This is a genomic window from Streptomyces sp. NPDC004788 (genome assembly GCF_053601115.1).
The window spans coordinates 1-1051 of the sequence record NZ_JBSGBF010000215.1; the positions used below are offsets into that span (position 1 = coordinate 1).

Below are 1051 nucleotides of genomic sequence, written 5' to 3' on the forward strand. Positions count from 1 at the left end.
TGTATTGATCACGAGCGTTGTTGACACTGGTCTGGTCTTGAACATGGCGAAGACCTCCGGTGTGGTGGGAGCTGTCTAGGAACTCACCGCCCGGAGGTCTTCGTGCCCCACCGTAATGCCCGGCTGACCGTCTTCGGTAGGAGACTGCTGGTCGAACGTGTCTGCTCGGGCCGTCCGGTCGCTCATGTGGCGGCCGAGATGGGCATCTCCCGGGCCACCGCCCACAAATGGATCCGCCGGTGGCGGGCCGAGGGCGAGGCGGGACTTCATGATCGGTCGAGCCGGCCTCACACCACCCCGCACCGGACGGCCTCCGCGATGGAAGACCGGGTCTGCGAGCTGCGGCGGGCCCGCAAGCTCGGCCCGGCCCGGATCGGCCCGATCCTGGGCCTGCCCGCCTCGACCGTCCACCGGATCCTGACCCGCCACCGGCTGAACCGGCTGGCCTTCATCGACCGCCCCACCGGCACGCTGATCCGCCGCTACGAACGCGAACGGCCCGGCGAGCTGATCCACGTGGACGTGAAGAAGCTCGGCCGGATCCCCGACGGCGGCGGCCATCGCGTGCTGGGCCGCGACGCGGGCCGGCCGGTTCGCGGCATGGGCTTCGACTACGTCCACTCCGCCGTCGACGACCACAGCCGACTGGCCTACAGCGAGATCCACGGCGACGAGAAGGTCGCGACCTGCGCGGGCTTCCTGGCCCGCGCGGCCGCCTTCTTCCACGCCTGCGGCATCACCCGCATCGAACGGGTCCTGACCGACAACGCCTGGGCCTACCGCAAGGGCCTGGCCTGGAAGAACGCCCTCGCGGAACTCGGCGCGGCCGGCAAACTCACCCGGGCCTACCGGCCGCAGACCAACGGCAAGGTCGAACGCTTCAACCGCACCCTCCTGGACGAGTGGGCCTACCTGCGGCCCTACACCTCCAACACCGAACGGACCGAAGCCCTGGCAGACTTCCTCCACACCTACAACCACCACCGCTGCCACACCGCACTCGACGGACACCCGCCCATCAGCCGCGTCAACAACGCTGCGGGCCAATACA

General features: G+C 69.3%; 1 protein-coding gene. It reads left to right on the plus strand.

What is annotated here, in order from left to right:
• Positions 1–102: 102 nt before the first annotated feature.
• A partial coding sequence (locus ACWEJX_RS37785; RefSeq protein WP_451611931.1) for an IS481 family transposase occupies positions 103–1051 on the plus strand: 949 nt, incomplete at its 3' end.